18 protein-coding genes are annotated in these 23594 nt (G+C 57.1%); 15 read left to right on the top strand and 3 right to left on the bottom strand.

The window, feature by feature from the left end; genetic code table 11:
• Positions 1-13 precede the first annotated feature (13 nt).
• Positions 14-1159, bottom strand: coding sequence for a GGDEF domain-containing protein (locus tag CPA59_RS19520; RefSeq protein WP_038920276.1), 1146 nt, complete (start codon positions 1157-1159; stop codon positions 14-16).
• A 413-nt stretch (positions 1160-1572) separates the two neighbouring features.
• Between CPA59_RS19520 and mog the strand changes: the two genes are divergently transcribed.
• Together mog and CPA59_RS19510 are read left to right on the top strand one after the other, a co-directional pair.
• On the top strand, positions 1573-2160 hold the full coding sequence (gene mog / locus CPA59_RS19515; RefSeq protein ID WP_038665531.1) for a molybdopterin adenylyltransferase: 588 nt from the start codon (positions 1573-1575) through the stop codon (positions 2158-2160).
• Between the two features lie 128 nt (positions 2161-2288).
• Entirely contained in the window at positions 2289-3608 is a 1320-nt protein-coding gene (locus CPA59_RS19510; RefSeq protein ID WP_049854701.1) for an MFS transporter, read from the top strand.
• Between the two features lie 94 nt (positions 3609-3702).
• Here CPA59_RS19510 and satP read toward each other — a convergent pair whose 3' ends face one another.
• Positions 3703-4275 carry an acetate uptake transporter gene (gene satP / locus CPA59_RS19505; protein ID WP_022634932.1) on the bottom strand — a complete coding sequence of 191 codons (573 nt, stop codon included), beginning with the start codon at positions 4273-4275 and terminating at the stop codon, positions 3703-3705.
• A gap of 385 nt (positions 4276-4660) precedes the next feature.
• Between satP and dnaK the strand changes: the two genes are divergently transcribed.
• The 4 genes from dnaK to nhaR all read left to right on the top strand — a co-directional run bounded on the left by dnaK (position 4661) and on the right by nhaR (position 10122).
• Positions 4661-6571, top strand: a complete 1911-nt coding sequence (dnaK, locus tag CPA59_RS19500; protein WP_038920274.1) for a molecular chaperone DnaK — start codon at positions 4661-4663, stop codon at positions 6569-6571.
• 109 nt (positions 6572-6680) lie between these two features.
• Positions 6681-7817 carry a molecular chaperone DnaJ gene (gene dnaJ, locus CPA59_RS19495; RefSeq protein WP_038920273.1) on the top strand — a complete coding sequence of 379 codons (1137 nt, stop codon included), beginning with the start codon at positions 6681-6683 and terminating at the stop codon, positions 7815-7817.
• Positions 7818-8024: 207 nt separating this feature from the next.
• The gene (gene nhaA, locus CPA59_RS19490; RefSeq protein WP_107760489.1) at positions 8025-9200 is read left to right on the top strand and encodes a Na+/H+ antiporter NhaA; all 1176 of its coding nucleotides are present in this window, start codon (positions 8025-8027) and stop codon (positions 9198-9200) included.
• 31 nt (positions 9201-9231) lie between these two features.
• A complete protein-coding gene (nhaR, locus tag CPA59_RS19485; protein ID WP_107760487.1) occupies positions 9232-10122 on the top strand; it encodes a transcriptional activator NhaR in 891 nt (296 codons plus the stop codon).
• Between the two features lie 76 nt (positions 10123-10198).
• On the opposite strand, the gene rpsT is transcribed toward nhaR, so the two are convergent.
• Positions 10199-10462, bottom strand: a complete 264-nt coding sequence (gene rpsT, locus CPA59_RS19480) for a 30S ribosomal protein S20 (protein WP_038665549.1) — start codon at positions 10460-10462, stop codon at positions 10199-10201.
• Between the two features lie 395 nt (positions 10463-10857).
• Between rpsT and ribF the strand changes: the two genes are divergently transcribed.
• The 9 genes from ribF to carB all read left to right on the top strand — a co-directional run bounded on the left by ribF (position 10858) and on the right by carB (position 23559).
• Positions 10858-11799, top strand: a complete 942-nt coding sequence (gene ribF, locus CPA59_RS19470; RefSeq protein ID WP_038920270.1) for a bifunctional riboflavin kinase/FAD synthetase — start codon at positions 10858-10860, stop codon at positions 11797-11799.
• A gap of 34 nt (positions 11800-11833) precedes the next feature.
• The gene (ileS, locus tag CPA59_RS19465; protein ID WP_049854699.1) at positions 11834-14659 is read left to right on the top strand and encodes an isoleucine--tRNA ligase; all 2826 of its coding nucleotides are present in this window, start codon (positions 11834-11836) and stop codon (positions 14657-14659) included.
• Complete coding sequence (gene lspA, locus CPA59_RS19460; RefSeq protein ID WP_038920268.1) at positions 14659-15165, top strand: signal peptidase II; 507 nt, start codon at positions 14659-14661, stop codon at positions 15163-15165. Before ileS ends, lspA begins: the two co-directional genes overlap by 1 nt.
• 3 nt (positions 15166-15168) lie before the next feature.
• Positions 15169-15627 (top strand): FKBP-type peptidyl-prolyl cis-trans isomerase, encoded by a 459-nt coding sequence (fkpB, locus tag CPA59_RS19455; RefSeq protein ID WP_038920267.1) that lies wholly within the window; start codon positions 15169-15171, stop codon positions 15625-15627.
• On the top strand, positions 15624-16574 hold the full coding sequence (gene ispH / locus CPA59_RS19450) for a 4-hydroxy-3-methylbut-2-enyl diphosphate reductase (RefSeq protein WP_038920266.1): 951 nt from the start codon (positions 15624-15626) through the stop codon (positions 16572-16574). The genes fkpB and ispH overlap by 4 nt, the downstream gene beginning before the upstream one ends.
• Positions 16575-16646: 72 nt before the next feature.
• Positions 16647-17564, top strand: a complete 918-nt coding sequence (gene rihC, locus CPA59_RS19445; RefSeq protein ID WP_107760901.1) for a ribonucleoside hydrolase RihC — start codon at positions 16647-16649, stop codon at positions 17562-17564.
• Positions 17565-17823: 259 nt separating this feature from the next.
• Positions 17824-18645, top strand: a complete 822-nt coding sequence (gene dapB / locus CPA59_RS19440) for a 4-hydroxy-tetrahydrodipicolinate reductase (RefSeq protein ID WP_107760485.1) — start codon at positions 17824-17826, stop codon at positions 18643-18645.
• Positions 18646-19098: 453 nt separating this feature from the next.
• Complete coding sequence (gene carA / locus CPA59_RS19435; RefSeq protein ID WP_107760899.1) at positions 19099-20247, top strand: glutamine-hydrolyzing carbamoyl-phosphate synthase small subunit; 1149 nt, start codon at positions 19099-19101, stop codon at positions 20245-20247.
• Positions 20248-20334: 87 nt separating this feature from the next.
• Positions 20335-23559, top strand: coding sequence for a carbamoyl-phosphate synthase large subunit (gene carB, locus CPA59_RS19430; protein ID WP_107760483.1), 3225 nt, complete (start codon positions 20335-20337; stop codon positions 23557-23559).
• The last annotated feature ends 35 nt before the right edge of the window (positions 23560-23594 follow it).

Below are 23594 nucleotides of genomic sequence, written 5' to 3'. Positions count from 1 at the left end.
GTGTGGAAAACGGTCAGCTGGCGCTGGCCGTTTTTGTTTCTGCGTCGCCTTGCAGAGGCCGGGCGAGCGGGGTGGTGATCGTGCAGTTGCGGGTTCTTTTCGCCAGATACAGGTTAACGTCGGCGCGGCGGATGATTTCATCCAGCCCTTCATCCGGCGACTCGACGGTCACCAGCCCGATGCTGACGGTAATTCCCGGCGACATGGATGTTGAGGCATGGCCGAGCTCATGGATTCCCTCTCTGACGCGCTCCGCTACGCGCACCGCATTTTCCTGCGAGATGTTGGGCAATATGACGGCAAACTCGTCGCCGCCCAGACGGCAGAGGATGTCATGACGGCGAAACGAATGTCGAATAACGTCCGCCACCGCTTTCAGCGCTTCGTCGCCCGCCGCGTGTCCCAGCGTGTCGTTGACCTGCTTGAAGTGATCGATATCAATCAGCATGGCGCACAGCGGCTTGTTTTCATGACGCGCCGCTTTCAACGCGCGGTTGGCTGACTGGTAAAACGCATCCCGGCGCAGAAAGCCGGTCAGATCGTCGTAACGGGCGGTGGTCGGCAGCTCAATCAGATATTTTTTTGCGACCAGCGACAGCAGGCTGCCCATGACGGCAACCATCAGGCTGATGCAGGCCAGCGTGATGACTTCCGCCGAGGTGGTGGCAATGTTGCCAAAGCCGGGCGAGGAGCCCAGCGTGGTGACGCGTATGCGTAAGCCGATCAGTTTGTCGGTGGGCGAGAGAATCGGCATGACGGTGGTGAGCTGCTCCTTTTCCGGCGGGTTACCGGCGGACGGCAGCAGATTCTGGCATACCCGAATGATCGCCATGTCGTTGAGGGAAAGATTCAGTTCTGACAGGCGGTTGATGCATTCGTGGCCGACGTCGCGGGTGTTGAACGCCATAATGCGCACCCGGGAAAACATCGAGTTACCGACCTTGTAGAAATGGTCGCTTTCAGCGATTTCGCCGCTGGTGTTATAGGACTCGTACAGACGGATGATGCTGTCGAAATTGCGTTTTTCCTCCTGCCAGTCTTTCTGGCGGGAGTTCAGCAACAACAGGCTGGTTAGAGCAACCGAGAACAGGCCAAACAAAACAAAAGCGGAAACCGGATTGGCAAGCAATCTGACAATGTGATTTTTAATAAAATTCATTCACTTTTCCTGCATTTCCCGATGATGCGCCGTTGCCCGGCAATCGGTCTTACTTACCGAGTCTGCTCCGCTCGGAGATTTCGCTTACCGGGTTGAACCGAATGGTGCCCGGAATTCGCACAGTCGTGATTAACGTTGTGGTTTCCGTTCACTTTCCTTGTTCAATCTGGCTGCGACAATCACGCTGGCTGAGGTAGACTCTTAATTATTGTTATTGTCAGAAACATTAATCGATGAGCGAGAATTAACTCGTTGAATCGTTAGATATTGTGCACGGTCATAACGTATTTTCTTGTGGAACCGCGCAGATTTCGAACATTGTCGCATTAGCGAGCGGATTTTTGAACGGATTTAACGCTTCGGATTATTAATCAGACTGATAGAATAAATTTTTTGATAAACAAGAGGTGCTTATGAACAGTCTATGTGTTGGTTTGGTATCCATTTCTGATCGCGCATCCAGCGGTGTCTATCAGGATGAAGGCATTCCGGCTCTGCAGGCATGGCTGGCGGAAGCACTGACCACCCCCTTCGACGTGCAAACTCGCTTGGTGCCGGATGAACAGCCGCTGATTGAGCAGACGCTGTGTGAACTGGTGGATGAGTGCGGTTGCCATCTGGTGCTGACCACCGGCGGCACCGGCCCGGCGCGTCGGGATGTGACGCCGGACGCCACGCTGGCGGTGGCCGATCGGGAAATGCCGGGATTCGGCGAGCAGATGCGGCAGATCAGCCTGCGGTTTGTTCCCACCGCCATTCTGTCGCGTCAGGTTGGCGTGATCCGTAAACAGGCGCTGATCCTCAACCTGCCGGGGCAGCCGAAATCCATCCGCGAGACCCTGACCGGCCTGAAAGATGCGTCCGGCCAGGTCATCGTACCGGGGATTTTCGCCAGTGTTCCCTACTGCATCCAACTGCTGGAAGGACCTTATATCGAAACCAATCCGGACGTAGTAGCAGCTTTTCGCCCCAAGAGTGCGATACGCGATATAAAAAGCTGAAGTTAACGCAATTTGTTGATAACCATCGCTCGGTGCTGGTGTGCCAAAAATCTGCCGCTATAGTAAGGTTTCATTTACACAGCGATTTGAAATTATTTTCTTATTGTACTGGCATTGTGCGGTGATTTATGGCTGGCGAACAACACCGTCGATTGAATCGACACGATTATCAAACCCTTTCATTGGCGGCGCTGGGCGGCGCGCTGGAGTTTTACGACTTCATCATCTTCGTTTTTTTTGCCGCTGTTATCGGCGATCTGTTTTTTCCGTCGGATATTCCTGAATGGCTGCGGCAGGTTCAAACCTTTGGCATCTTTGCCGCCGGCTATCTGGCTCGCCCGCTGGGCGGTATCGTGATGGCGCATTTTGGCGATCGGGTCGGTCGCAAAAAAATGTTCAGCCTGAGCATTTTACTGATGGCCCTGCCCACGCTGGGAATGGGGATGCTGCCGACCTATGCTTCCATCGGCATCGCGGCGCCTTTGCTGCTGCTGTTGATGCGGGTGCTGCAGGGCGCGGCGATCGGCGGTGAAGTGCCGGGTGCCTGGGTGTTTGTCGCGGAACACGTTCCCCGCTCTCGTATCGGCATCGCCTGTGGCACGCTGACCGCCGGGCTGACGCTGGGGATTTTGTTCGGTTCGATGATCGCCACGCTGCTTAATACCTTGCTGCCGCCCGCGCAGATCGTCGCCGGCGGCTGGCGTATCCCATTCTTTATCGGCGGTATCTTCGGACTTATCGCGTTGTATTTGCGCCGCTGGCTGCAGGAAACGCCGATTTTCCGCGAGATGCAGGCGCACAAAGCGCTGGCGGACGAACTGCCGCTCAAGACAATCGTGTTACGTCATAAGAAAGCGATACTGGTCAGCATGTTGCTGACCTGGATGTTGTCCGCTGGAATTGTGGTAGTGATTCTGATGGCGCCGGTGTATTTGCAAAAATTGCATGGTATCCCGGCGGCGTTGACGTTACAGGCCAACAGTCTGGCCACCGTTGCGTTAATGGTCGGCTGTATCGTCGCCGGGCTGGCGGCGGACCGGATTGGCGTGGGGCGCACCTTCATCATCGGCAGTCTGTTGTTTGCGACGTGCAGCTGGCTGTTTTACTCCCATGCCGCACAGAGCCATAGCCTGCTGTTTATCAGCTATGCGCTGGCGGGATTGAGCGTCGGGGTGGTGGGCGCGGTGCCTTACGTGATGGTGCGGGCGTTCCCGGCGGCGGTGCGTTTCTCCGGCATTTCCTTCTCGTATAACGTGGCATACGCCATTTTTGGCGGCATGACGCCCATTTTCGTTACGCTGATGATGAAGTGGACGCCGCTGGCGCCGGCCTTCTATGTGCTGGCGTTGTGCGCGTTGGGGCTGGTGCTGGGCGTTTATCTGCAAAGCCAGACTCACCGCGAGGTGGAAGCACAGGCTGAGCAGGTCGGTTCTCCGGCCGGAGTGTAGACTCGCGCGGGCATCCGGACAAAAAAAGAGAGGCGCCTGATGCACCTCTCTTTTTGCGTTGATTTGCGTTGGTGCCGCTCTACACGGTTTTCCGTCAGTGCGCGCCGCGAGCGCCAATCGGCAGTACGGTACGGCCGTACTGTTCGTTGAGCACTTCGGCCATCGCCAGGTAGATAGCGCTGGCGCCGCAGATAATGCCTTCATAACCGGCGAAGGTCAGCAGCGCGTGGTTGCCGGTGATGTTGCCGATCGCCAGCAGGGCGAACAGCACGGTCAGGCTGGCGAACACGAACTGCAGTGCGCGGTTGGCGCCCAGGGTGCCGAAGAACATGAACAGGGTGAAGATGCCCCACAGCGCCAGGAACACGCCGAGGAACTGCGCGTCGGCCGCTTCCGCCAGGCCCATTTTCGGCAGCATGATGATGGCGACCAGCGTCAGCCAGAACGCGCCGTAGGAGGTAAAGGCAGTCACGCCAAAGGTATTGCCTTTCTTATACTCCAGCAGACCGGCCAGGATCTGGGCGATGCCGCCGTAGAAGATTCCCATGCTCAGAATAATGGAAGTCAGTGGGAAAAAGCCTGCGTTGTGCAGGTTTAACAGAATGGTGGTCATCCCGAAGCCCATCAGTCCCAGTGGGCCCGGATTCGCCAACGTTTTCGCGTGCATACATCCTCTGCAATAACAAAATGGTCAATGTGTTGTTGTGTCTCAAGGTTTGCCCGGCGGGCGTTCCCATGAGGTAAACGGAGCGTCGCCGGTACCCGCTGTCAGGCCGGGTCAATCCCTTTTCTGCGGCGAGCGCGGCATCATAGCGGGCGGGAATGGGCGATACAACCAGATAGGATGCGAATACTTTGATCAAAAACCGGGAAGATGCAGTTTTTTTTGGTTAGTGCCCCTTGATGCAGGAATTGTCGTCCCCATCTTAGAGTCATCAAAGCGGTTTGACCGAAAAGACAAAGACGATTTCGGGGTGTTGAAAAGCAACATTTCGCCCGCATAGTAGGTTAAACCACCACACCGGATATGACTTTTAAGTGGAGATGTTTAGATGGGTAAGATTATTGGTATCGACTTGGGTACAACCAACTCTTGTGTAGCGATTATGGACGGTACGCAGGTTAAGGTACTGGAAAACAGCGAAGGCGATCGCACCACGCCTTCCATTATTGCCTATACGCAAGATGGTGAAACTCTGGTTGGCCAACCGGCTAAACGTCAGGCGGTGACTAACCCGAAAAATACGCTGTTCGCCATCAAGCGTCTGATTGGTCGTCGTTTCCAGGATGAAGAAGTACAGCGCGACACCAACATCATGCCGTACAAAATCCTGCCGGCCGACAACGGCGACGCCTGGGTGGAAGTGAAAGACCAGAAACTGGCTCCGCCGCAGATTTCCGCTGAAGTCCTGAAAAAAATGAAGAAGACGGCGGAAGATTATCTGGGTGAAACCATCACCGAAGCGGTCATCACCGTACCGGCATACTTCAACGACGCCCAGCGTCAGGCGACCAAAGACGCCGGCCGTATCGCCGGTCTGGAAGTCAAACGTATCATCAACGAACCGACGGCGGCTGCGCTGGCTTACGGCCTGGACAAAGGCGTCGGCAACCGCACTATCGCTGTATACGACCTGGGCGGCGGTACGTTCGATATCTCCATCATTGAAATCGATGATGTCGACGGCGAGAAAACCTTCGAAGTACTGGCGACCAACGGTGATACTCACCTGGGCGGCGAAGACTTCGACAGCCGTATGATCAACTACCTGGTCGACGAATTCAAAAAAGAGCAGGGCTTTGACCTGCGCAACGACCCGCTGGCGATGCAGCGTCTGAAAGAAGCGGCGGAAAAAGCGAAGATCGAACTGTCTTCCGCTCAGCAGACCGATGTTAACCTGCCGTACATCACGGCGGACGCCACCGGCCCGAAACACCTGAACATCAAGGTAACTCGCGCCAAACTGGAATCGCTGGTCGAAGATCTGGTAACCCGTTCCCTGGAGCCGCTGAAAGTGGCGTTGCAGGATGCCGGGCTGTCGGTTTCCGAAATCCACGACGTGATTCTGGTCGGCGGCCAGACCCGTATGCCGCTGGTGCAGAAGAAAGTCGCCGATTTCTTCGGTAAAGAACCGCGTAAAGACGTGAACCCGGACGAAGCGGTGGCGATTGGCGCCGCGGTGCAGGGCGGCGTGCTGGCTGGCGACGTGAAAGACGTGCTGCTGCTGGACGTTACTCCGCTGTCTCTGGGTATCGAAACCATGGGCGGCGTGATGACTCCGCTGATTACCAAGAACACTACTATCCCGACCAAGCACAGTCAGGTGTTCTCGACGGCGGAAGACAACCAGTCCGCGGTGACGATCCACGTATTGCAGGGTGAGCGTAAGCGCGCCCACGATAACAAATCGTTGGGACAGTTCAACCTGGACGGTATTCAGCCGGCGCCGCGCGGTATGCCGCAGATCGAAGTCACCTTCGACATCGATGCCGACGGTATCCTGCATGTTTCCGCTAAAGACAAGAACAGCGGTCGCGAGCAGAACATCACCATCAAGGCGTCTTCCGGCCTGAACGAAGACGAAATCCAGAAGATGGTGCGTGAAGCTGAAGCCAACGCCGAAGCGGATCGTAAGTTTGAAGAGCTGGTGCAGGCGCGCAACCAGGGCGACCACCTGCTGCACAGCACCCGCAAACAGCTGGAAGAAACCGGCGACAAACTGGCCGCTGCCGACAAGACCGCTATCGAAGAGGCGCTGAAAGCGCTGGAAACCGCGCTGAAAGGCGAAGACAAGGCGGACATCGAAGCGAAGATCCAGAAGCTGGCGGAAGCGTCTACCAAACTGCTGGAAGCCGCTCAGCAGCAACAGGCTCAGGCCGGTGCTGCCGGCGCCGACAATGCAGCCCGTCAGGATGATGATGTCGTTGACGCCGAGTTCGAAGAAGTCAAAGACAAGAAATAATCGCCCTTAAGCGGGCGCAGTAGCGGTAGCTCATACTGTTGCTGGCAACCAGCACGGGCGTCGGGGAAACTCTGCGCCCGTGCACGCATGTTGAGGGCAGGAAAAAAGAATGGCGAAGCAAGACTACTACGAGATTCTGGGCGTTGCGAAAGACGCGGATGAGCGCGAAATCAAAAAGGCTTACAAACGGCTGGCGATGAAATATCACCCGGATCGCAATCCGGGCGACAAAGACGCCGAGGCCAAATTCAAGGAAGTCAAAGAAGCCTATGAGATTTTGACCGATGCTCAGAAACGCGCGGCCTACGATCAGTATGGACATGCCGCGTTTGAGCAGGGCGGTATGGGCGGCGGTGGCGGCGCAGGTGGTTTCGGCGGCGCTGATTTCGGCGATATTTTCGGCGATGTTTTCGGTGATATCTTTGGCGGCGGTCGCCGTCAGCGTGCGAGTCGCGGCTCTGATTTACGCTACACCATGGAGCTGACGCTGGAAGAAGCGGTACGCGGCGTCACCAAAGAGATCCGTATCCCGACGCTGCAGGAATGCGACGTTTGTCATGGCAGCGGCGCCAGACCGGGCAGCAACGCGGTGACCTGTCCAACCTGTCACGGCAACGGACAGGTGCAGATGCGTCAGGGGTTCTTCACCGTGCAGCAGACCTGTCCGCACTGTCATGGCCGCGGCAAGATCATCAAAGATCCTTGCACGAAGTGTCATGGTCACGGGCGTGTTGAGAAAAGCAAAACGCTGTCGGTCAAGATTCCGGCCGGCGTGGACACTGGCGATCGCATCCGCCTGGCGGGTGAAGGGGAGGCGGGGGAATTTGGCGCCCCGGCCGGCGATCTGTACGTACAAGTGCAGGTGCGCGAGCACCCGATCTTCCAGCGCGAAGACAACAACCTCTACTGCGAAGTGCCGATCAACTTCGCTATGGCGGCGTTGGGCGGTGAAATTGAAGTGCCGACGCTGGACGGGCGCGTGATGCTGAAAGTACCGGCGGAAACGCAAACCGGCAAACTGTTCCGCATGCGCGGCAAGGGCGTGAAATCGGTACGCGGCGGCATTCAGGGCGATCTGCTGTGCCGGGTGGTGGTGGAAACCCCGGTCAATTTGAGCGATCGTCAAAAACAGCTGTTGCAGGAATTGCAGGAGAGCTTTGGCGGCCCGACTGGCGAAAGCAACAGTCCGCGCTCCAAAAGTTTCTTCGACGGCGTGAAGAAATTCTTTGACGACCTGACGCGCTGATCCTGATTACCACCGTGACGCGGTGATAAAAACCGGCCGGTTTATCCTGGCCGGTTTTTTTATTGCCGCCATCCACCGATTCGGTTTTTTCGAGTATTAATCCAGTTTAAAACTGCTTTTAACGATGAGTGGTGTGGCTTAACCTTGCTATCCATTATCGGGCAGTGATGAGTGATGCCCGCCGATGTTTTGTAAGGGAGAAGAAACGTGATAAAGCTGTTCCGCTATCTGACCGGGCTGGAAGCGGCCGCCGGCATGATTTTGATTGCCGCGACTCTGCTGGCGCTGCTGGTCGCCAACATACCGGCCACATTGCCGTGGTATCAGTCCTTTCTGGAGATACCGGTGGTGATGGGCATTGGCGCGCTGGAAATTAACAAGCCGCTGCTGTTGTGGATCAATGACGGCCTGATGGCGCTGTTTTTCCTGCAGGTCGGTCTGGAAGTGAAACGCGAACTGGTGGTCGGCGCGCTGGCGAGCCGGCGGCAGGCGATACTGCCGGTGGTGGCGGCCTTTGGCGGGATGCTGGTTCCCGCGCTGTTTTTCCTGTTGTTTAACGCCGCTGAAGCGGAAACCCGTTCAGGCTGGGCGATTCCTACCGCGACGGATATCGCTTTTGCGGTCGGCATTCTGGTCCTGCTGGGTAAACGAGTGCCGGCAGGGTTGAAGGTGTTCCTGCTGGCGCTGGCGATCATTGACGATCTGGGGGCGATCGTGATTATCGCGCTGTTCTATACCCAGCAATTGCACTGGCTGGCGCTGTCGGGCGCGCTGGCGGCGATCGCTTTACTGGCGTACATGAATCACCAGCAGGTGATGAAAACGTCTGCTTATCTGCTGGTCGGGATTGTGTTGTGGGTCTGCATTCTGAAATCCGGCGTGCATGCCACGCTGGCCGGCGTGATTGTCGGTTTCTTTATTCCGCTGCGCGCTCCGGCGGGCCACCCCTCGCCCGCCAGTACGCTGGAACATGGGCTGGCAAGCTGGATCGCGTTTCTGGTGATCCCGCTGTTTGCCTTTGCCAATGCCGGCATTACGCTGCAGGGCGTCGCCGTTGAACACTTGCTGTCGCCATTGACGCTGGGCATCGCCAGCGGGTTATTGCTGGGTAAACCGATTGGCGTGTCATTGTTTAGCTGGCTGGTGATCCGCTTTGGGCTGGGCAGGTTGCCGGGCGGCGTGGATTTCCGTCAGGTGATGGCGGTATCGGTGCTGTGCGGCATCGGGTTCACCATGTCTATCTTCATTACGTTGCTGGCGTTTGGCGAGGTGGCCGCGCAGGACATCCTGTACGCCAAACTGGCGATCTTGCTGACGTCGCTTACGACGGCGGTGCTGGGCTACCTGACGTTGCGTTCGGTATTGCCTGCCGCGCAACGCTAAGGCGTGCATGAGAGAGAAGGGGAACGATCGTATGTCGCACATCAACTTCAATCATCTCTATTATTTCTGGCAGGTGTGCAAGACCGGTTCGGTGGCGGGCGCCGCCGAACGGTTGTTCCTGACGCCGCAGACCATTACCGGGCAGATCAAGTCGCTGGAAGAACGTTTGCAGGGCAAGTTATTCAAACGTAAAGGGCGCGGTCTGGAGCCGACCGAACTGGGGCAACTGGTGTTCCGCTATGCGGACAAGATGTTTGCGTTGAGCCAGGAAATGCTGGATATCGTGAATTACCGCAAGGAGTCCAGCCTGCTGTTTGATGTCGGCGTTGCGGATGCCTTGTCCAAACGGCTGGTGAGCCGGGTGCTGGAAACGGTGGTGAATGAACAGACGCCGATTCACCTGCGCTGTTTCGAGTCCACCCATGAGATGCTGATCGAGCAGTTGAGTCAGCATAAGCTGGACATGATTCTGTCGGATTGCCCGGTCGATTCCGGCCAGCAGGCGGGGCTGTTTTCCCGCAAGCTCGGCGAGTGCGGCGTGAGTTTTTACTGTCGCCGACCGGAGCCGAGTCTGCCTTTCCCCGACTGTCTGTCGCAGCGTAAGCTATTGATCCCGGCGCGCCGCACCATGCTGGGCCGCAAGTTACTCAACTGGTTCAGCGAGCAGAATCTGCCGGTGGACATTATGGGCGAGTTTGATGACGCGGCGCTGATGACCGCTTTCGGTATGAACCATGACGCGGTTTTCGTCGCGCCGTCGCTGCATGTCCGCGAGATGGCCGCACAAGACGACATTATGGAAATCGGTCGCCTCGACAACATTCAGGACGAGTATTACGTCATTTTCGCGGAACGTATGATTCAGCATCCGGCGGTGCAGCGCGTCTGCAATGCGGATTTCTCTTCCCTGTTTTGCGAATGAAACAATTTCACTTTCGAGCAGGCACAAAAAAACCGGCCTGAGCCGGTTTTTTCAGCGATTCATCACGTAAACGTGATTATTGCATCGCGTTGATCTGCGCAGTCAGATTGGATTTATGACGAGCAGCTTTGTTTTTGTGGATCAGACCTTTGCTGGCCTGACGATCCACGATCGGTTGCATGTCATTAAATGCTTTCTGTGCAGCTTCTTTATCGCCACCGGCGATGGCCGCATACACTTTCTTGATGAAAGTACGCATCATGGAGCGACGGCTTGCATTGTGCTTGCGGCGCTTCTCAGACTGTACGGCGCGTTTCTTAGCTGATTTGATATTAGCCAAGGTCCAACTCCCAAATATATTCTATCGAGGACAATTCAAAGGCCGAGGAATATGCCCTTTTAGCCTTCTTTTGTCAATGGATTTGTGCAAATAAGCGCCGTTTGTACGCCAGCGCTTGTTACGTTGTGATGGCGCGGGATTTTAACAGCTTAAGCGTCGGGAATACAGCCTTTCGCGTCATAAATTCACCGTTTGCCGCCTTTGTGGCGTCAAGCGTTTGATTACGGGTTAAAAGCCGCACGCCCGGCGATGCGCCCGATTTTCGGTATATGAAAAATTCTCATCGAAGCGGGATGCTGAAATCCGCCGGGCCGGCACAAAAGGCATGAATCGCGGGTTAACCTTGCTCGCTGTACAAGGTATAATCCGCCGATTTCCACTGTTTTGAGCCAGTTATGCAGCTAATTCGCGGTATACACAATCTTCAGGCCTGCCATTACGGCTGTGTGCTAACTATTGGTAACTTTGACGGTGTCCACCGCGGACATCAGGCATTGCTTGAACGCCTGAAGCAGGAAGGGCAGGCACGCGGGTTGCCGGTGATGGTGATGATTTTCGAACCTCAGCCGCTGGAGCTGTTTGCCGCTGAGAAAGCGCCGGCACGGCTGACCCGCCTGCGCGACAAGGTGAAATATCTGGCGCAGGCCGGCGTGGATTACCTGCTGTGCGTGACGTTTGACGCCAGCTTTGCCGCTAACCATGCCAATACCTTTATCTCCAGTCTGCTGGTGGAAAAACTGGGGGTGAAGTTTCTGGTGGTGGGGGATGACTTCCGCTTCGGGGCTGGCCGGGAGGGGGATTTCCTGTTATTACAGAAAGCCGGCGCCGAACAGAATTTCGAGGTGATCAGCACCACCACTTTCTGCAGCAGCGGCAAGCGGGTGAGCAGCACCGCGGTGCGCGAAGCGCTGGCGCAGGACGATCTGATCCTGGCGGAGGAATTGCTGGGACACCCGTTCAGTATTTCTGGTCGGGTGGTGCACGGCAACGAGCTGGGTCGCACCATCGGTTTTCCAACGGCCAACCTGCCTCTCAAGCGCCAGGTATCGCCGGTCAGCGGCGTGTATGCGGTTCAGGTGTATGGATTGGGCGACGCGCCGTTACCCGGCGTGGCCAATATCGGCACCCGCCCGACCGTGACCGGAGACAAACGTCAGCAGTTGGAAGTGCATCTGCTGGATGTAACGCTGGATCTGTATGGCCGACATATAGATGTGGTGATGTGTAAAAAATTACGTAGTGAGCAGCGGTTTGCTTCGCTGGATGCGCTGAAGCAGCAAATCGCCAACGATGTGGTGGCCGCCCGTGAGTTCTTCGGGTTGAAGGCGCCGGTCTAATTTTTCTCTAGCCGAAAACGAAATCGAGAAGCGAATGAGTGACTATAAAACTACCCTGAATTTGCCGGAAACAGGGTTCCCGATGCGTGGCGATTTGGCCAAGCGCGAACCTGACATGCTGAAACGTTGGTATGAGCAGGATTTGTACGGGATTATTCGTGGCGCCAAGAAGGGTAAAAAAACCTTTATCCTTCACGATGGCCCGCCGTATGCGAACGGCAACATTCACATTGGTCACTCGGTTAACAAGATTCTCAAAGACATTATTATCAAGTCCAAAGGGCTGTCCGGCTATGATTCGCCGTACGTGCCGGGCTGGGACTGTCACGGTCTGCCGATCGAACTGAAAGTAGAACAACTGGTGGGCAAGCCGGGCGAGAAGGTGAGCGCCGCGCAGTTCCGCGAAGAGTGCCGCAAGTATGCCGCCGAGCAGGTTGCCGGGCAGAAGAAAGACTTTATCCGTCTGGGCGTGCTGGGCGACTGGGATCGTCCGTACCTGACGATGGATTTCAAAACCGAAGCCAACATTATTCGTGCGCTGGGCCGCATCATCGAAAACGGCCATCTGCACAAGGGCGCCAAGCCGGTGCACTGGTGCGCCGACTGCGGTTCCGCGCTGGCGGAAGCGGAAGTGGAGTATTACGACAAAACTTCTCCGGCGATTGATGTGGCGTTCAACGCGGTCGATCGCGCGGCGGTGCTGGCGAAATTCGGCCTGACCGACGATGCGGTAAACGGCGATGTCGCGCTGGTCATCTGGACCACCACCCCCTGGACGTTGCCGGCCAACCGCGCCATTGCCCTGAACGCCGAGATTGACTACGTGCTGATTCAGGTGGCCGGCAAAGCCATCATTGTTGCCGAAGGGCTGGCCGACGCGGTCGCTAAACGCATTGCCGGGAGCGACGTCAGCGCCCGTCTGGGTCACACCGTCAAAGGCAGCGATCTGGAACTGCTGCGCTTCCGTCATCCGTTCATGGGTTTCGACGTGCCCGCCATCCTGGGCGATCACGTTACGCTGGACGCGGGTACCGGTGCGGTACATACCGCCGGCGGCCACGGCCCTGACGACTATGTCATCAGCCAGAAATACCAGTTGGAAATCGCCAACCCGGTCGGGCCGAACGGTTGCTACCTGCCGGGCACGTTCCCGGGGCTGGATGGCCTGTTCGTGTTCAAAGCCAACGACAAGATTGTCGAGCTGCTGCGTGAGCGCGGCGCGCTGCTGCATGATGAAAAACTGCAGCACAGCTACCCTTGCTGCTGGCGCCACAAGTCGCCGATCCTGTTCCGCGCCACGCCGCAGTGGTTTGTGAGCATGGATCAGAATGGTCTGCGTAAGCAGTCGCTGTCCGAAATCAAGGGCGTGCAGTGGATCCCGGACTGGGGTCAGGCGCGCATTGAATCCATGGTGGCGAACCGTCCTGACTGGTGTATCTCCCGTCAGCGTACCTGGGGCGTGCCGATGTCGCTGTTCGTTCACAAAGAGACGCAGGCGCTGCATCCACGCACGACCGAATTGATCGAAGCGGTGGCAAAACGCGTCGAACAGGACGGCATTCAGGCATGGTGGGATTTGAACCCGGCTGACCTGCTGGGCGCGGACGCCGCCGATTATGAAAAAGTGCCGGATACGCTGGATGTCTGGTTCGATTCCGGATCGACCCACGCTTCGGTGGTGGATGTGCGTCCGGAATTCAGCGGCCATGCGGCGGATATGTATCTGGAAGGTTCCGACCAGCATCGCGGCTGGTTCATGTCCTCGCTGATGATTTCTACCGCTATCAAAGGCAAGGCGCCGTACCGTCAGGTACTGACCCACGGCTTCACCGTGGACGGTCAGGGCCGCAAGATGTCGAAATCCATCGGCAACACCGTTAGCCCGCAGGACGTGATGGATAAGCTGGGCGCCGATATTCTGCGTTTGTGGATCGGTTCTACCGATTATTCCGGCGAGATCGCGGTGTCCGACGAGATCCTCAAGCGTTCCGCCGACGCCTATCGCCGTATCCGTAACACCGCGCGTTTCCTGCTGGCCAACCTGAATGGCTTCGATCCGGCGCAGCATACGGTGAAACCGGAAGACATGGTGGTGCTGGATCGCTGGGCGGTGGGCTGCGCCAAAGCCGCGCAGGACGAAATTGTCGAAGCCTATGAGAGCTACGATTTCCACCGTGTGGTGCAGCGTTTGATGCAGTTCTGCTCCATCGAGATGGGGTCATTCTATCTGGATATCATCAAGGACCGCCAGTACACCGCGAAGCACGACAGCGTGGCGCGCCGTAGTTGCCAGACCGCGCTGTTCCATATTGCCGAAGCGCTGGTACGCTGGATGGCGCCGATCCTCTCCTTTACTGCGGATGAGATCTGGGCTTATCTGCCGGGCGAGCGCGCGCAGTTTGTCTTCACCGAAGAGTGGTATGACGGTTTGTTCGGGCTGGCCGATAGCGAGCCGATGAACGATGCCTTCTGGGCCGACATGCTGAACGTGCGCGGCGAAGTGAACAAGGTGATCGAGCAGGCGCGTAACGACAAGCGCATCGGCGGTTCATTGGAAGCCGCGGTGACGTTATATGCCGACGACGCACTGTTTACGCAGCTCAACAGCCTGCAAGGCGAACTGCACTTTGCCTTGTTAACCTCCAAAGCGCGTCTGGAACATTACGAAAATGCGCCGGCGGATGCCCAGCAGAGTGAATTACCCGGCCTGAAAGTTGTCCTTAGTAAGGCCGACGGGGAGAAATGCCCGCGTTGTTGGCACTATGAAACGGATATCGGCAGCGATGCCGCGCATCCAGAGGTGTGTGGTCGCTGTGCGACCAATGTTGGCGGCAATGGCGAAGAGCGTAAATTTGTCTGATGAGTAAATCTATTGGAGCAACGGGTCTGCGCTGGCTGTGGCTGGCCGCACTAGTACTGGTGGTCGATTTGGGCAGCAAACAGTGGGTGATGACCCACTTTCAGCTGGGCGAATCGGTATCGCTGGTGCCATTCTTCAATTTTACCTACGCCCATAACTATGGCGCGGCGTTCAGCTTCCTGGCGGACAAAGGCGGCTGGCAGCGCTGGCTGTTTGCCGTGATCGCGTTGGTGATTATTGTGGCGCTGCTAGCGATGATGCATCGTTCCAGCGCCAGCCAGAAGCTGAATAATATTGCGTATTCGCTGATTATCGGCGGCGCGATCGGCAATCTGGCCGATCGACTGGTACATGGTTATGTGATCGATTTTCTGGATTTTTATGTCGGCAACTGGCATTACCCGACGTTTAATCTGGCGGATAGCGCGATTGTGGTCGGCGCACTGCTGATTGTGTTGGAGGGGTTTCTGGCTTCTCCGCAAAAAAAGCAGGCGGAAGGTAAATAACGCATGACGGAATTCGTGACAAACGGCGGTGAAGTGCTGGTGCATTTTACGCTGATGCTGGAAGACGGTTCCGTGGCGGAAGCGACGCGCGAAAGCGGCAAGCCGGCGATGTTCCGGCTGGGCGACGGCAGTCTGTCGGCAGCGCTGGAGGCCCAGTTGCTGGACCTGCGGGTCGGCGACCGGCGCCAGTTTAGTCTGCCGCCGGAGTCGGCGTTCGGTCCCTCGAATCCGGACCTGATCCAGTTCTTTTTGCGTCGCGACTTTGCGCAGACCGGGGTGCCCGAAGTGGGCACCATCATGCTGTTCAGCGGCATGGCCGGTAACGATATGCCGGGCATTATCCGCGACGTGACGGAAGAGTCGGTAACGGTGGATTTCAACCATCCGCTGGCCGGGCACACCATCACGTTTGATGTGGAAGTACTGGAGATTCATCCCCCTTCAGACGGAGGCAACGCATGAAAATCCTGCTGGCTAATCCCCGTGGATTTTGCGCTGGCGTCGATCGCGCCATCAGCATTGTCGAGCGGGCGCTGGAAGTCTACGGCGCGCCGATTTACGTCCGTCATGAAGTGGTGCATAACCGCTATGTGGTGGAAGGGCTGCGCGAGCGCGGCGCCATCTTCATCGAGCAAATCGAAGACGTGCCGGATGGCGCTATTCTGATTTTTTCCGCGCATGGCGTATCGCAGGCGGTGAGGGCGGAAGCCAAAAGCCGGGAACTGACCGTTTTCGACGCTACCTGTCCGCTGGTGACCAAAGTGCATATGGAAGTGGCGCGCGCCAGCCGCAAGGGAACGGAAGCGATCCTGATCGGCCATGCCGGGCATCCCGAAGTGGAAGGCACCATGGGCCAGTACAACAACCCGAACGGCGGTATGTATCTGGTGGAAGGTCCCGAGGATGTCTGGGCGCTGCGGGTGAAAGACGAATCCAACCTTTGCTTCATGACCCAGACCACCTTGTCGGTAGATGATACCTCAGCGGTGATCGATGCGCTGCGGGCGCGTTTCCCGCAGATTGTCGGGCCGCGCAAGGACGATATTTGCTACGCCACCACCAACCGTCAGGAAGCGGTGCGTAATCTGGCGGCGGAAGCCAGCGTGGTGCTGGTGGTCGGCTCGAAAAATTCCTCCAACTCCAATCGCCTGGCCGAGCTGGCGCAGCGCGTCGGTAAACCGTCTTATCTGATTGACTCCGCTGATGATATTCAGGAAGAGTGGCTGAAGAATGTCGTCTGTGTCGGGGTTACGGCTGGCGCTTCCGCGCCGGACGTGCTGGTCCAGCAGGTGATCAAACGCCTGCAGAACATGGGCGGACAGATCGCGATGGAGATGCAGGGGCGCGAAGAGAACATCGTGTTTGAAGTGCCGAAGGAACTGCGTATGGACGTTCGTGAAGTGGAATAACACGTTCGCCTTATCATTATGAGAAGATGCCAGACGATGAAAATCGCCTGGCATTTTTTTGGGAGCAAGCTCATGAACCGAATCCCCATTATTCTGGATACCGACCCGGGCATTGACGATGCCGTTGCTATCGCCGCCGCCTTGTTCGCGCCTGAACTGGAGCTGAAGCTCGTCACCACGGTGGCGGGAAATGTGGATGTGGAAAAAACCACCCGCAATGCGCTGCAACTGCTGCATTTTTGGGGTTCGACGGTGCCGGTCGCACAAGGCGCGGCGACGCCGCTGACGCGCGCGTTGCGTGATGCGGCCTACGTCCACGGCGAGTCCGGGATGGCGGGGTACGACTTTGTGGCGCATGACCGGGTAGCGCTGGAAAAGCCCGCCGTGCAGGCGATGTATGAATGCCTGATCAGCAGCGCCGAGCCGGTAACGCTGGTCACCATTGGGCCGCTCACCAATGTCGCACTGCTGCTGACCCAATACCCGCAATGTAAAAACAACATCAAGCGTCTGGTGATGATGGGCGGTTCGTCAGGACGCGGTAACTTTACGCCGAATGCGGAATTCAATATCGCGATTGACCCGGAAGCGGCAGGGCGGGTATTCGACAGCGGAATCGACATTGTGATGTGCGGTCTGGACGTCACCAATAACGCGGTGCTGGCGCCGGATTATCTGGAAACGTTGCCGGGGCTTAACCAAACGGGCGCCATGCTTCATGCGTTGTTCAGTCACTACCGCAGCGGCAGCATGGCGACCGGTTTGCGTATGCATGATCTATGCGCTATTGCTTATCTGGTGAAACCGGCGTTGTTTACTCTGGAACACTGTTTTGTGGCGGTGGAAACCCGGGGCGAGTACACCGCGGGCACCACAGTGGTGGATCTTCAACATCGGCTGAATCGCCCGGCCAACGCACAGGTGGCGTTAGCGCTGGATGTGGACGGTTTCCGCGTCTGGGTGGCGCAGGTGTTGGCGCTGGCGCCTTAAGCAGCCTCGCGTAACGATGCGCCGTCGGCTAGCGTCATGAATAGGCGCTGGCGATATGAATACTTGCGGGGTTTAGTCTACTCGCCGGCGGCGGATAACCGCGGCGGCCGGGAGGCTCTGGCTAATCGATAGCTTTTACTGATATCCCCGCTGTTTTGTCATAAATTTCTAATTATTGGTGTTTTCGGCTGGCAGCCCTTGGCCGGGCTGGTTAACCTGATAACGTTTTCTCATTTATCAACAAATAAAGAGTACGAATATGCGTGATGCACAAATCCGCGTCGCCATCGCGGGAGCGGGTGGCCGCATGGGACGGCAGTTGATTCAGGCTGCGTTGCAGATGGATGGCGTAGTGCTGGGCGCTGCGCTGGAACGTGAAGGTTCGTCGCTGCTGGGCAGCGATGCGGGAGAACTGGCCGGCGCAGGTAAAACGGATGTCACCGTACAAAGCAGCCTTGAGGCGGTCGTTGACGATTTCGATGTATTTATCGATTTCACCCGTCCGGAAGGCACGCTGAGCCACCTGGCTTTTTGTCGTCAGCACGGTAAAGGGATGGTGATTGGCACCACGGGGTTTGACGATCAGGGCAAAGCCGCGATCCAGCAGGCCGCCGCCGACATTGGGATTGTATTTGCCGCCAACTTTAGCGTTGGGGTGAACGTGTTGCTCAAGCTGCTGGAAAAAGCGGCCAAAGTGATGGGCGACTACACGGACATTGAAATCATTGAAGCGCACCACCGCCACAAAGTCGATGCGCCGTCGGGCACCGCGCTGGCGATGGGCGAAGCGATCGCCGGGGCGCTGGGCCGCGATCTGAAGCAATGCGCGGTTTATGCACGTGAAGGCTATACCGGCGAACGTGAGCCGAAAAGCATCGGTTTTGCCACCATTCGGGCCGGCGATATCGTGGGCGAACATACCGCTATGTTTGCGGATGTCGGTGAGCGTATAGAGATAACGCACAAGGCTTCCAGCCGAATGACGTTTGCAAATGGCGCAGTCAGGTCCGCATTGTGGGTAAGCTCTCGTAATCATGGTCTTTTTGATATGAGAGATGTGCTTGGGCTTGATGATTTATAACGGGAAAATATTTTCCTTTTTTTAATCTATTGATTTTAATGGCGCTAAAATTAGCGCCATTATTTTTATGTAAAAATATTATCTTGGTCTTTAATTTTTATCAAAACCGATTTTTATCGGTGTTATCTGTCTTTTTCTCAGGTGTGTGTTAGCCATTTACGATTCCAGTTGCCGTTTTTGGCGTGATTTTAATCATTTCATTACTCATTGGCGCTGGCAACCGTTTACTTCCGATAGTTGATGTGTGTTTTTGCGGGTATTACCGCATATTGCCTCCTGAAGCCATAAAATAGTGAAAAAAAATCCGGTTTGGCTAGACAACGGTCAGGGGCCTCATTAAAATGCGCGCAATTTGCCAAAAATTTGCCTTACAGGTGGTTTTTGCATTGATTTAGTACGTCAAATCTGAATTAATATGCAAATAACATGATTTTTTATTCCTTGGAGGGTGTTTTGATTAAGTCAGCGCTATTGGTTCTGGAAGACGGAACCCAATTCCACGGTCGGGCCATTGGGGCAGAGGGAACGGCAGTGGGGGAAGTGGTTTTCAATACGTCAATGACCGGTTATCAAGAAATCCTCACTGATCCTTCCTATTCCCGCCAGATTGTCACTCTTACTTATCCCCATATCGGTAATGTCGGCGCCAATAAAGCCGATGAAGAATCCCCCGCCGTTCATGCTCAGGGCCTGGTCATCCGCGATTTACCCCTGATTGCCAGCAACTACCGCAGCGAAGAAAGCCTGTCTGATTACCTCAAGCGCAACAACATCGTGGCGATTGCGGATATCGATACCCGCAAACTGACGCGACTGCTGCGTGAAAAAGGCGCGCAGAACGGCTGCATCATCGCGGGCGATGCGCCGGATGCGGCGCTGGCGCTGGAAAAGGCCAAAGCCTTCCCCGGCCTGAAAGGTATGGATCTGGCGAAAGAAGTCACCACCCGTTCCAGCTATAGCTGGCTACAGGGCAGCTGGACGCTGGAAGGCGAGCTGCCGGCGGCGAAAGAAGAGAGTGAACTGCCGTACCACGTGGTGGCGTACGATTATGGCGTGAAGCGCAATATCCTGCGTATGCTGGTGGATCGCGGCTGCCGCCTGACCGTCGTGCCGGCGCAAACCCCGGCGGAAGACGTGCTGAAACTGAATCCGGACGGCATTTTCCTGTCCAACGGCCCCGGCGACCCGGAGCCGTGCGATTACGCCATCAACGCGATCAAAGCCTTCCTGGAAACCGAGATTCCGGTGTTCGGCATCTGTCTGGGCCACCAGTTGCTGGCGCTGGCCAGCGGCGCGAAAACCATCAAAATGAAATTCGGCCACCACGGCGGCAACCATCCGGTCAAAGATCTGGACGGCAATCGGGTGATGATCACCGCACAAAACCACGGGTTTGCGGTAGACGAAACGTCTTTGCCCACCACGCTGCGCGCGACGCACAAATCGCTGTTCGACGGTTCGCTGCAGGGCATTCACCGCACCGATAAAGCGGCGTTCAGCTTCCAGGGACACCCGGAAGCCAGCCCCGGCCCGCATGACGCCGCGCCGCTGTTCGATCACTTCATCGAGCTGATTGAGTCTTACCGTAGCCATACCAAATAATCAGAACCCGTTTAGTCACGCTGCGATAAAAGTACAAGGCGAAAACGCCGACGCGGCGGTGAGTAAACGGGTTCGCAGGAGCGAAAAATGCCAAAACGTACAGACATAAAAAGTATCCTGATTCTCGGTGCCGGCCCGATCGTGATCGGTCAGGCGTGCGAGTTTGACTACTCCGGCGCTCAGGCGTGTAAAGCGCTGCGCGAAGAAGGCTACCGCGTGATTCTGGTGAACTCCAACCCGGCCACTATCATGACCGACCCGGAGATGGCCGACGCCACCTATATTGAACCGATCCACTGGGAAGTGGTGCGCAAAATCATCGAAAAAGAGCGTCCGGATGCGGTGCTGCCGACGATGGGCGGCCAGACGGCGCTGAACTGCGCGCTGGAGCTGGAACGTCAGGGCGTGCTGGAAGAATTCGGCGTGACCATGATCGGCGCTACCGCCGATGCCATCGATAAAGCGGAAGATCGTCGCCGTTTCGACATCGCAATGAAGAAAATCGGCCTGGAAACCGCTCGTTCCGGCATCGCGCACACGATGGAAGAAGCGCTGGCGGTGGCGGCGGACGTGGGCTATCCCTGCATTATCCGCCCGTCCTTCACTATGGGCGGCACCGGCGGCGGCATCGCTTACAACCGTGAAGAGTTCGAAGAGATTTGCACCCGCGGTCTGGATCTGTCGCCGACCAAGGAACTGCTGATCGACGAATCGCTGATCGGCTGGAAAGAGTATGAAATGGAAGTGGTGCGGGATAAAAACGATAACTGCATCATCGTCTGCTCCATCGAAAACCTCGACGCGATGGGGATCCACACCGGTGACTCCATCACCGTGGCGCCGGCGCAAACCCTGACCGACAAGGAATATCAGATCATGCGTAACGCCTCGATGGCGGTACTGCGTGAAATCGGGGTGGAAACCGGCGGTTCCAACGTGCAGTTCGCGGTTAATCCGAAAACCGGCCGTCTGATCGTCATCGAAATGAACCCGCGCGTGTCCCGCTCTTCGGCGCTGGCCTCCAAAGCCACCGGCTTCCCGATCGCCAAGATCGCCGCCAAGCTGGCAGTCGGCTATACGCTGGATGAGCTGATGAACGACATCACCGGCGGCCGCACCCCGGCGTCGTTCGAGCCGTCCATCGACTACGTGGTCACCAAGATCCCGCGCTTCAACTTTGAAAAATTCGCCGGCGCCAACGATCGCCTGACCACGCAGATGAAATCCGTGGGTGAAGTGATGGCGATTGGCCGCACCCAGCAGGAATCGCTGCAGAAAGCGCTGCGCGGTCTGGAAGTGGGCGCCACCGGCTTCGATCCGAAAGTGGATCTGGACGACCCGGAAGCGCTGACCAAAATCCGCCGCGAGCTGAAAGACGCCGGCGGCGACCGTATCTGGTATCTGGCGGATGCGTTCCGCGCCGGGATGTCGGTTGACGGCGTATTCAACCTGACCAACATCGACCGTTGGTTCCTGGTGCAAATCGAAGAGCTGGTGCGTCTGGAAGAGCAGGTAGCCGAGCAGGGCGCCAACGGTCTGACGAAGGAATTCCTGCGTCTGCTGAAACGCAAAGGCTTTGCCGACGCCCGTCTGGCGAAGCTGGCCGGCGTGTCTGAAGGTGAAATCCGCAAGCTGCGTTACAAATACGACCTGCACCCGGTCTACAAGCGCGTGGACACCTGCGCCGCCGAGTTCGCCACCGATACCGCCTACATGTACTCCACCTATGACGAGGAGTGCGAAGCCAATCCGAATCAGGATCGCGACAAGATCATGGTGCTGGGCGGCGGTCCGAATCGTATCGGCCAGGGCATCGAGTTCGATTACTGCTGCGTGCACGCGGCGCTGGCGCTGCGCGAAGACGGCTATGAAACCATCATGGTCAACTGCAACCCGGAAACCGTATCTACCGACTACGACACCTCCGATCGCCTGTATTTCGAGCCGGTAACGCTGGAAGACGTACTGGAGATCGTGCGTATCGAACAGCCGAAAGGCGTCATCGTGCAGTACGGCGGCCAGACCCCGCTGAAACTGGCGCGCCAGCTTGAAGCCGCCGGCGTGCCGGTAATCGGCACCAGCCCGGACGCCATCGACCGCGCGGAAGACCGCGAGCGCTTCCAGCAGGCGGTCAACCGTCTTGGCCTGAAGCAGCCGGCTAACGCCACCGTCAGCACCATCGATCAGGCGGTGGAAAAAGTGGTCGGCATCGGCTATCCGCTGGTGGTGCGTCCGTCTTATGTACTGGGCGGCCGCGCGATGGAAATCGTTTACGACGAAGTCGATTTGCGCCGTTACTTCCAGACCGCGGTCAGCGTGTCCAACGATGCGCCGGTACTGCTGGACCGTTTCCTGGACGACGCGGTGGAAGTGGACGTTGATGCTATCTGCGACGGCGAGCGCGTGCTGATTGGCGGCATCATGGAACATATCGAGCAGGCTGGCGTACATTCCGGCGACTCCGCCTGTTCGCTGCCGGCCTACACCCTGAGCAAAGACATTCAGGACGTGATGCGCCGTCAGGTAGAAAAACTGGCGTTCGAACTCTCCGTGCGCGGCCTGATGAACGTGCAGTTCGCGGTGAAGAACAACGAAGTGTACCTGATTGAGGTTAACCCGCGCGCCGCCCGTACCGTACCGTTCGTTTCCAAGGCGACCGGCGTGCCGCTGGCGAAAGTGGCGGCCCGCGTGATGGTTGGGCAGACGCTGGCGCAGCAGGGCGTCACCAAAGAGGTGATCCCGCCGTACTACTCCGTCAAGGAAGTGGTGCTGCCGTTCAACAAGTTCCCAGGCGTAGACCCGATCCTCGGGCCGGAAATGCGCTCCACCGGCGAGGTGATGGGCGTGGGCCGTACCTTCGCCGAAGCGTTTGCCAAAGCGATGCTGGGCAGCAACTCGCCGATGAAGAAAACCGGCCGTGCGTTGCTGTCGGTGCGCGAAGGCGACAAGGCGCGCGTGGTGGATCTGGCGGCTAAACTGCTCAAGCACGGTTTTGAACTGGACGCGACCCACGGCACCGCCGTGGTGCTGGGCGAAGCCGGTATCAACCCGCGTCTGGTGAACAAGGTGCATGAAGGCCGTCCGCACATTCAGGATCGCATCAAGAATGGCGAATACACCTACATCGTCAACACCACGGCCGGCCGTCAGGCGATTGAGGATTCCAAACTGATTCGCCGCAGCGCGCTGCAGTATAAGGTGCACTACGACACCACCATGAACGGCGGTTTCGCCACGGCGATGTCGCTGAATGCCGACCCGACCGAGCAGGTGATTTCCGTTCAGGAAATGCATGCCCGTATTCAGGGGTAACGGTACAAAAAAACCGTGCCGGTTCCGGCACGGTT

The organism is Dickeya sp. Secpp 1600 (assembly GCF_003049805.1).
GTDB classification, from domain to species: Bacteria; Pseudomonadota; Gammaproteobacteria; order Enterobacterales; family Enterobacteriaceae; genus Dickeya; species Dickeya fangzhongdai.
The sequence above is the reverse complement of the archived record's forward strand: the minus strand, read 5'-3'. Positions and strand labels throughout refer to the sequence as shown.

Coding starts and splice junctions, on each gene's coding strand:
- CPA59_RS19520 (WP_038920276.1), bottom strand. CDS start 1,159: ATGAATTTTATTAAAAATCACATTGTCAGATTGCTTGCCAATCCGGTT.
- mog (WP_038665531.1), top strand. CDS start 1,573: ATGAACAGTCTATGTGTTGGTTTGGTATCCATTTCTGATCGCGCATCC.
- CPA59_RS19510 (WP_049854701.1), top strand. CDS start 2,289: ATGGCTGGCGAACAACACCGTCGATTGAATCGACACGATTATCAAACC.
- satP (WP_022634932.1), bottom strand. CDS start 4,275: ATGCACGCGAAAACGTTGGCGAATCCGGGCCCACTGGGACTGATGGGC.
- dnaK (WP_038920274.1), top strand. CDS start 4,661: ATGGGTAAGATTATTGGTATCGACTTGGGTACAACCAACTCTTGTGTA.
- dnaJ (WP_038920273.1), top strand. CDS start 6,681: ATGGCGAAGCAAGACTACTACGAGATTCTGGGCGTTGCGAAAGACGCG.
- nhaR (WP_107760487.1), top strand. CDS start 9,232: ATGTCGCACATCAACTTCAATCATCTCTATTATTTCTGGCAGGTGTGC.
- ribF (WP_038920270.1), top strand. CDS start 10,858: ATGCAGCTAATTCGCGGTATACACAATCTTCAGGCCTGCCATTACGGC.
- ileS (WP_049854699.1), top strand. CDS start 11,834: ATGAGTGACTATAAAACTACCCTGAATTTGCCGGAAACAGGGTTCCCG.
- lspA (WP_038920268.1), top strand. CDS start 14,659: ATGAGTAAATCTATTGGAGCAACGGGTCTGCGCTGGCTGTGGCTGGCC.
- fkpB (WP_038920267.1), top strand. CDS start 15,169: ATGACGGAATTCGTGACAAACGGCGGTGAAGTGCTGGTGCATTTTACG.
- ispH (WP_038920266.1), top strand. CDS start 15,624: ATGAAAATCCTGCTGGCTAATCCCCGTGGATTTTGCGCTGGCGTCGAT.
- rihC (WP_107760901.1), top strand. CDS start 16,647: ATGAACCGAATCCCCATTATTCTGGATACCGACCCGGGCATTGACGAT.
- dapB (WP_107760485.1), top strand. CDS start 17,824: ATGCGTGATGCACAAATCCGCGTCGCCATCGCGGGAGCGGGTGGCCGC.
- carB (WP_107760483.1), top strand. CDS start 20,335: ATGCCAAAACGTACAGACATAAAAAGTATCCTGATTCTCGGTGCCGGC.